Genomic DNA, 8,831 nt, shown 5'->3' with positions numbered 1-8,831 from the left:
CGTCCTACGTGATGGCCGTTGTCACGGAGGCGGAGCGGACCGCGGCGGCGAGCTTCACATCGGTCCCGCGCAGTCTCGCGGCGGCAGCCAGTCCTGCGCTGGCGGGTGTGCTCTTCGCGGCCTCATATCGGGCCTGGCCGCTCGTCATCTGCGGAGCGCTGAAGATCACCTATGACCTGCTGTTGCTGGTGCAGTTCCGGCATCTCAAACCACCCGAGGAGCGTTAAAAGCCCGGATGCCATGATGCTGCCTCGCGTTCTTCCGCGCGCTTAGGGTAGGATTTCACCCCCTTCCCGCAAACCACCGCAAGTACACATACACAACAGGAATCTGGTTGCGATGGATTGCAGCGCCCCCGATCGGTTCATGCCGCAAGCCGGCCAAAATCGATCCGGCTGTTCAGATCGAGATCGAACCTGCCATAAGGATTGACGTGGCTGTAGATCAACGGTGTGAGTCCGCGATAATCCTCCGGCGTCATCCGGTCTACCCATTTCGGTTCCACCAACACGGTCTGAAGCATACGGGTGTTCACATAAACGAGCGACGCCTGCAGCAGATGCAGTGCGAGGGCGGAGATTTCCTGCTCGTCAATCCGGTTGGTGGCGATCTCGCCGCTCTTGCCGAAGAAGACGAAACCGTTGGCGCTGTTCCAGTTCTCGACGACATTCAGCCCCTCGTGGATTTCCCGGCGGAATGCCTCCTGACGAAGATAGCGGCACAGGAATATGGTCTTGACCGCGCGGCCGAGTTCGCTCAGCGCCTTGTAGGTCGGGTGCATCACTTCGGCACGGGCGAAACGGCGCAGGATCGCCTCCGGGTCCGCCGTTCTCGACTGCATGGCGGCGGTGTATTTGACCATCTCGTCATATTGCTGCACGATCTCGTCCCAGTTGATCGCTCCGGAAAGGATCGGCAGCAGATTCGGCAGTCGTGAACGCATCGCCGCTTCAGGGATTGCCAGCTTCTGGCGCGCAATCGCCTTCAGGCGCGGGGCGAGTTCAAAGCCGAGAAGGCGGCAAAATGCGAAACCGACCGCGCTCTGACCATGGCTATCGACATACTGGCGCTGGATTTCCATATCGGTGCAATGACGCAGCACACCTTCGATCATGGAGGCGACCTCCGAGGAAGAGCACCGCTTGAGCTGCGAATACACGCAGGTCGCTCGCTTCTCCACGTGCCAGTAGATCATGACGCCGCGCCCGCCGTAGCGGGCATGCCATTCCGTCATCAGATTGCGATCCCACGCGCCGAACTTCGTGGAATCGGACGCGCATGCCGTCCCGGCATCTCCCCAAACGGCGGCATTGCGGATGGCCAGGGTCGCGTTTGCAACCCGTGCGCACGCCTCCCTCAGCGCCGGCGCGTGGATAAAGCGGCGGTGAACATGCAGCAGCTCGTCGTAGCTGACATCAGGTGTGGCGCCGGCGATCCGCTTGAGCCCGGCATTCGTGCCGAGACCATAAAGGCACAACAGAAGCCGCCGATCCAGCGCCTCGCGCGACAGAGCAACTCTCGACGCCGATGTTTCGAAGGCCTCCAGCAGACCGATATCGAGTGCGGCTTCCTTCAGCACGTCGAGCAATCCTGTCATCGGCCAGCGTTGACCGATCTCACCCTTGATCGCTTCAAGCCCCTTCGGCTCCGGTAGAGGCTTGAACGGCGTGATCGATATGCGGTTTTCGCCGCGCCACAGCAGCCGGACCTTGTCGTTTCGTGGGATCGTTTCGTTCAGAAGCAGTAGCTCATGCTCAAGCTCCTGGCGAATGCCGGCTGTGAACGCTCGCGCATCCGCGGTCAGGTTGAGGCCTGTGTAATAGGCGTTACGACGGATTTCGAAGTCCCTGGGAAGATCGTCGTCAGGATTGCGATAGCGGTCCGCACCGACAACCCAGATCTCCTTGGAGCGGATGCGATCCCGCAATTGGGTGAGGACACAAAGCTCGTAGCTGATCCGGTTCACACGGCCATCGTTATCGATGACCGAACTGCGCCATCTGGCCGGAATAACCTCGTCAATCGGCACATCCTGCATCGGCACGAACCGGCAGCCATCATCGACCTTGCTCTTGATCCAATCCAGCGCCGCCAGAACCGGACGCCACACGGTGTTGTTCGACCGGAATTCCAGAACCGAAAGCAGGCTGGGCAGCATGCGCCGGTAATGATTGGCCCAGGACGAGCGCATCACCTTATATATGCGCCGGTCGAGAGCCCCTTTCGCCTGGCTCTCCTTGACGATCGCCGCCAGCTTGTCCCTGCCTACGATAGGGAAGATGACATCGCAGACGCGCCCCGCGGGCTCGTCGATCGAAGCGCTGGCAATCTCAACCAGCAATCTTTCCTTGCCATAGACCCGCTCGATATCCTTCGCGATATCGCCTACGACCTTGCGTTTCGAGCGCGTCCCGATCTTGTGGACCGTCTCGATCAGCAGGTCGACCATGGCGTCCGTGAGTTGCGCTTCCCGCGACAAAAGATAAATCGCGTAGAGGCCGATTTGTCTGGCCGGCGCGTGCCGCCGCATCTCCCAGGCCTTTTCGCCGGCGACACGGCGGACGATCTGTTCCACCCATGCCTTGCCGGTCGTCGACAAGATATCCTGTGGCAGATCAAGTTTCTGAATGAAGGCAAGTTTTGCCGTCATCGCGAGGACGTTGTCGAGCGTGGCCTGGCCAGCATCACCTCTCATCGTATTGAAGCCGGTCTGGCCGTCTGCCTCGGCAATAGAAGCCTCCAGCAGTGCGACCGTGCTTGCTGAAAGGCGAGCGCTCAATCCGGCCAACCAGTCGTCGAGATAATGTTGCCGCTGCGAACGCACCAGGCGTTCCAGTTCCTTGTGCGACGGGCCGTATATGGAACGGTCCCGGCACCACAAAAAAACCTGCTCGAGCATGGCGCCAACCGATTGCCCGGTCGGACACAGTTCGCTAGCGATCCATAATGTCAGCTCTTCCCGATCGGACCGTTTCAGGCGCCGAAAGCCGAGATGCTGCAAAATCTCGGCACAATGCCGGCGTGCAGTCCGGCCGGAGAAATCGTACTGGTTCACGGCGTCACATTCGACGCCAAGCTGCTCGGCCAAATATGCAACGCCATCCGCGGGGACTGAGGCATGGTCCCGTACGAAGAAGCCGTGCGCGGCGAAGAACTTGAGCTGAACCCCCAATCCCAGTCGCGCCGGGGCCGGCTTGCCGTTCACAAAATCCATGTCGGAAAAGCTCAGACTCCAACGCCCGATAAATTCCTCATTCGAAATACGCAAACCCATCAGTCTACTCCATAATTCGGAACAGACTGTCGTTCCCTGCAAATTCAGCTGTCAATCATCGCCACCGTGTTCCCACAACGTTCGTCAACTTGGCCAAAATCCCAGCTTCGAGCCGACAGGGCCAGATAGAGGACCGGCACGGCGGGTTTCGCCGGATCGCGGGCCATGTCGATCAGGCTTTGCGAGACGAGCAGGCGCAGCCAGCGGGAATAGGTGGACAGGCGATCGGGCGGCAGGACGAGGAACACCGAGACGTTGCGGCGCTTGAGATCGGCAAAGCGGAAGTCAGATCGGCCGAGTACGGCGGTCATGCGCGGGCTGTCGAGAAAATGGGTATGGCGCTGCGCGGCCGAGAGGACGCCGGCGGCCTCCCGATCGGATTTGCCGAGGTGGCGATTGGCGGCGCGCGCGATCAGGCCGGCCGCTTCGTCGGTTTCCTGCATCCGCTTGAGCAGAGCGGCGAACTGTTCCGGGGGGAGGGTAAGATATTCGCGCAGGGTGGCGAGATTGAGCCGGCCGCTGGATTCGTGGGCGGCAATCTTCAGGATCAGACCGGCGATCAGCGCCTTGGCTTCCTCGTTCCAATGCGCCTCGCCGGCCATGCCCGGTTCATCGAACACGAGGGCGTCGGCAAGGGTGCTGGCGTCTTCCGCGACATCGAGGCCGGCCGGGTCGAGCGTGTCGAGCGGATTGAAGGCGGCCGAGGGCTGGCCGGTGACGCCGAAGGGGTCGAGGACGTGAACCGGGCCGAATTGCTGGCGGGCGCGTCCGGCGATTTTTGCATTTTCGCCCTTGGGGTCGATGCAGATCACGGACCGGTCGGCGGTGAGCAGGTTAGGGATGATGGTTCCCACCCCCTTGCCGGTGCGCGTCGGTGCCATCGTCAGCAGATGGGCCGGGCCGTCATAGCGCAGGAGCTTTCCGGTCTTGCCGTCGCGGCCGATCAGCAGGCCGGAATCGGTGCGGGCAATGGCGGCGGTTTCCTTGTCGGTGGCGAAGCGGGCCGAGCCGTGGGTTTCGCCGTCCATATCCCCGAAATGGATAATCAACGGATTGGTGAGGAAGCGGAAGGCGAGCGCCAGCAGCACCAGCAGCGTGACGAGATCGAGCAGGAGAACCGGAACCGAGCCGACGCGAAAGCCGATTTGTTCGAGAGCGAAGCGGCCACCGAAGCCGACGACGAACAGGACGATAACAAGGAGGAACAGAAGTCCGAGAAGCGGTTTCCAGATGCGGAAAGGTGCGGCGAGCAGAGCGACGAACGCCCATAGCGGATCACGCGCGGCCTGCCGCATCATGTTCTTGAACGCACCCCATGCAAGTCTCGCCTGACTCATGCGGCCGTCCCCCCGGCGCTGCCTGTCGTCTCCCCGGCCGGCGCGTTGCCGATCAGGTCGGCAAACAGTTCCTTGTCACCGGGGCGCGTCAGGAAGTCGGGCAGCTCACGCTTGAGCCATTCGCCCAAGCGCCGGGAAAATTCCTCATCCTTGCCGTGTTCGAGGCGATGCAGGACGAGCGCGCCGAGCAGCACCTTGCGGCGCGTGTCGTTGGCGCGTTCCTGCTTCGACAGTCGGGCCTTGAGCGTGGCGCGCTGCGCATCCAGTTCGGCCAAGCGTTGTTCGATCGTTTTGCGCGCCATTCCTCAAATCTCCTTTTCCGGTTGTTCGCCTAGACTATCATTCCCGACCGTCTTTTCCAGCGTTTGCCTGTTACGCTTGAGTTTTCAGCGGTTTTGCATCACAATCCGGCCTCAATTCATTGCATCGACCTTGCCGCGAGCGCCACACCGATCGGCGAAAGAGCGTAGCGATTGAGTTGAGAAGGGCGCACTTACGAGTTGCTTCGCAACTCAGCGCGCCGCCAGCTAGGAGGCTGGCGGAAAAGGTGGAAACAGGATCGAGGAAACGGGTTGGCGATCTACCATTTGAGCATGAAGCCAGTTTCGAGAGCAAGCGGACGCAGCGCCGTCGCCTCAATGGCTTATCGTGCCGGAGAGAAGCTGACCAACGAGCGCGACGGAATCACGCATGACTACACGGCCAAGCAGGGCGTGGAACATGCTGAGATCGTCTTGCCGGAAGGCGTTAACGCGGAATGGGCCAAGGATCGTTCGGCCTTGTGGAATGCCGCCGAGTTTGTCGAGAAGCGGAAAGACGCCCGCGTTGCCCGCGAATTTGAGATTGCCTTGCCGCATGAGCTTTCGGCCGAGCAGCGCCTAGAGGCAACGCGGGAGATGGCGCAGGATTTGGCGAACCGCTACGGCGCGGCGGTCGATTTCGCCATTCACGGGCCGCACGATGCGAGCGACGTTCGCAATCATCATGCCCACATTCTCATGACCACGCGGCAGGTGACGGAGGACGGGCTAGGCGACAAGACCTATCTTGAGCGCGAAAACAAATGGCTGCTGTCGAATGGTCTGGCGACGACCGACATGCAGCTTCGCGACCTTCGCCAGACGTGGGAGGGGATCGCGAACGAGCGGCTTGCGATGGCCGGTCATGATATTCGGATCGACCATCGTTCGCACATGGAGCGCGGGCTAGAGATTTCGCCAACCGAGCATATGGGCGTCCATGCCACGCAGATGGAGCGGCGCGGCCTCGACGTGGGGCGCACGCGGCTGGACGAGGAAGCGGCGCAGCGGAACGCCGATCTTATCCGCGAGAAGCCGGAGCAGGTTCTAACCCTCATCACCGGCGAAAAGAGCGTGTTCGACCGGCGCGACATTGCCCGGACCCTGCATCGCTACATCAACGATGATGTGCAGGAGTTCCAGAGCGCCTTTGCAAAGGTGATGGCCTCGCCGGCACTTGTGGAGTTGCAGGCCGAGCGGGTGGACACGGCAACCGGGGAAATCGAGCTTGCGCGGTTCTCGACCCGCGAAATGGTCGAGATCGAATCCGGCATGATCGAGAGCGCGCAGCGGATGCACCAGGCGCAATCTCATGGCGTCGATCGCCGGCATGTCGAGCGCGCTATAGATCGGCAGGACGCCGCCATTCAGCGTAGCGCCGGCGATGCTTCCGCCCGGCTGTCGGACGAGCAGCGCCGGGCGATCGAGCATATCACCGGGCCGGAGCGGATTTCCGCCGTGGTCGGTTTCGCCGGCGCTGGCAAGTCCACCATGCTCGCGGCCGCCCGCGAGGCATGGGAGGCCGAGGGCTATCAAGTCCACGGCGCGGCCCTGTCGGGGAAGGCGGCCGAGGGCCTGGAAGAAAGTTCCGGCATCCAGAGCCGCACGCTGGCGTCATGGTCCCGCGGTTGGGAGAACGACCGCGGCATGATCGGCCGCGGCGACGTCTTCGTGATCGACGAGGCGGGCATGGTCGGGAGCCGGCAGCTCGCCCGCTTCGTTGGCGAGGCCGAGGCGCGCGGGGCGAAGATCGTCCTAGTCGGCGACCATGAGCAGCTACAGGCGATCGGGGCCGGCGCACCGTTCCGGGCGATCACGGAGGAAATCGGCCATGCCGAGCTTTCCGAGATACGCCGGCAGCGCGTGGACTGGCAGCGGGAGGCTTCCGTTGACTTCGCCACGCACCGGACGGCCGAGGGGCTGGCGGCATACCGGGATCACGGCGCTATCAGCTTTGCCGAGACAGGCGAGGACGCGCGCGGCCAGATCGTGCGCGATTACCTTGCCGACCGCGACGAGCGGCCGGAGGGAACCCGGGTTGCGATGGCGCATCGCCGTGCCGATGTTCACGCCATCAATGACGCGATCCGGACGGAGCTACAGGACCGGGGCGAGCTGGCGCGGGGCGAGGACGCCGGCGCGCTGTCCTTCCAGACCAATGACGGAAAGCGGGAGTTCGCGCCGGGCGACCGCATCGTGTTCCTTGAGAACAACCGCGACCTTTGCGTGAAAAACGGGATGCTCGGCACCGTCGAGCATGTCGAGGCCGGCCGGATCGTCGCGCAGCTCGACGGGCCGAGCGGCGCGGAAGGGCGCAGCGTCAGCGTGCCGATGGGCGACTATCAGGCGATCGACCACGGCTATGCGACGACGATTCACAAGAACCAGGGCGCGACGGTCGATCGGTCATATGTGATGGCGTCGGGCACGATGGACCGGCATCTAACCTATGTCGCCATGACCCGGCATCGTGACGGGGTGCAGCTCTACGCCGCCCAGGACGAGTTCACCAATGCCGGCCGCCTGGTCGAGCATGGGGCCGCGCCCTATGAGCACGACCCGCAGAAGTCCGACAGCTATTTCGTGACGCTGGAAAACGACAAGGGCGAGCAGCGCACCCTATGGGGCGTTGATCTTGAGCGGGCCATGAAGGAGGCCGCGCCGGAGATCGGGGAGAAGATCGGCCTTCAACATCTAGGCTCTACCCCCGTCACCTTGCCCGATGGCACCGAGACGCACCGGAACGCATGGAAGGTTCAGGACGCCGGCGAGCTGGCCTATGACCAGCTAGAACGCCGCCTGTCCCGGTCGGGCGTGAAGGAAACGACGCTCGACTATACCCGCGACTTTGCCGAGCGGCGCGGGATCGCGGAGCAAATGGGCGTCCGCAGCGAGATCGAGATTCCGGCCGAGCGCGCGGCCGGGCTACGTGCGGAGCGGGAACCGACGGCCGAGCGGGAGCGCATCGAGGACCGCGCGCCGAGATCCTCGCAAAAAGTCGGCGCGGATCTCGCGCAGGATCTTCGTGCAGATCCGCGCGAGGATCTCGCCGGCGATCGACAGCAGCGCCGCAATCCGTTCGAGGGCCTGAAACTCGGGCGCGGCGCGGCGGCCGAGGGGCCGCAGCAGGATCGCGTCGGCGAGGACGGCCCGCAGATCGACCAGAAACGGCCGCAGCAGGCCGAGAAGCAGCGGCGCGGTATGTTCGCCGGCCTCAAGCTCAATGCGCGCCCTGCGCCCTCACAGGAGCGCACAGAGCGGCCGGAAAGGGAAGGGAGCTTGCGGCAGGCGCCGACGCCCGACCGCCCCCATACCGATAAATTGGCCGAGCGGGCGCGGGGGCAGTCGCCGCTTGAGCAGGCCGTTGACCGCTATTCGCGGGCCTATCAGTCGATCGACCAGCACCGGCGCGACGGCCTGCCCGTTCTCGACATGCAACGGCAGGAAATGCAGCAGGCCGGCCAGCAGCTCGACCAGGTGCGCGACGGTCTGAAAGATTTGATGCGCTCGACGTTGGAAAACGACCCGGCGACCGCGCGCGCCATGACCGAGCTTTCCGGCCGGGAGCGTGTCGCGCATGTTATCGACGGGATGAAGCGCGAAAACGCCGCGCTGCAAGACCCGAATATCCGGGCCGAGCGGTTCGTTGAACGCTGGCAGGAGCTACAGGGGCAGCGCCGGGAGCTTCGCGGCTGGCAACATGACGATGCCCGCGCCAAGGTTGAAAGCCAGATGAACGGCATGACCAAGAGCCTTGAGCGTGACCCGCAGGTAGATTCCATCCTGCGCAATCGCCGGCAGGAGCTTGGAATCGGGCAGGAGCTTCGCCGCGAGCAGACCATTGCCCGCGCGCTGCAAGATGAAATGACACGCGGCCACCGGCTTAGCCGGGGCATCGGCATGGAAAGGTAGGCACGGAGA

3 protein-coding genes and 2 pseudogenes are annotated in these 8,831 nt (G+C 63.2%); 2 read left to right on the top strand and 3 right to left on the bottom strand.

All coding sequences use genetic code 11. The features are described from left to right. Positions 1 to 227, top strand: a pseudogene (locus MKS82_RS27315) (MFS transporter); the annotation flags it as partial. Positions 228 to 364: 137 nt separating this feature from the next. Here the strand turns inward: MKS82_RS27315 and MKS82_RS27310 are convergent. The 3 genes and pseudogenes from MKS82_RS27310 to MKS82_RS27300 form a co-directional block, all read right to left on the bottom strand. Further along, positions 365 to 3,274, bottom strand: coding sequence for a Tn3 family transposase (locus tag MKS82_RS27310; RefSeq protein WP_151652298.1), 2,910 nt, complete (start codon positions 3,272 to 3,274; stop codon positions 365 to 367). A 122-nt stretch (positions 3,275 to 3,396) separates the two neighbouring features. Then, positions 3,397 to 4,611 (bottom strand): annotated as a pseudogene (locus MKS82_RS27305) (type IV secretory system conjugative DNA transfer family protein); the annotation flags it as partial. After that, positions 4,608 to 4,913, bottom strand: a complete 306-nt coding sequence (locus tag MKS82_RS27300; RefSeq protein WP_240579523.1) for a mobilization protein — start codon at positions 4,911 to 4,913, stop codon at positions 4,608 to 4,610. The gene MKS82_RS27300 and the pseudogene MKS82_RS27305, both read right to left, overlap by 4 nt. A 270-nt stretch (positions 4,914 to 5,183) precedes the next feature. On the opposite strand from MKS82_RS27300, the gene traA reads away from it, so the two are divergent. After that, the gene (traA, locus tag MKS82_RS27295) at positions 5,184 to 8,822 is read left to right on the top strand and encodes a Ti-type conjugative transfer relaxase TraA (RefSeq protein WP_240579522.1); all 3,639 of its coding nucleotides are present in this window, start codon (positions 5,184 to 5,186) and stop codon (positions 8,820 to 8,822) included. Positions 8,823 to 8,831 lie beyond the last annotated feature (9 nt).

The organism is Ochrobactrum sp. A-1 (genome assembly GCF_022488005.1).
In the GTDB taxonomy this organism is placed as follows: domain Bacteria; phylum Pseudomonadota; class Alphaproteobacteria; order Rhizobiales; family Rhizobiaceae; genus Brucella.
Note: the sequence above shows the minus strand (reverse complement) of the source record. Positions and strands in the feature narration are given on the sequence as shown.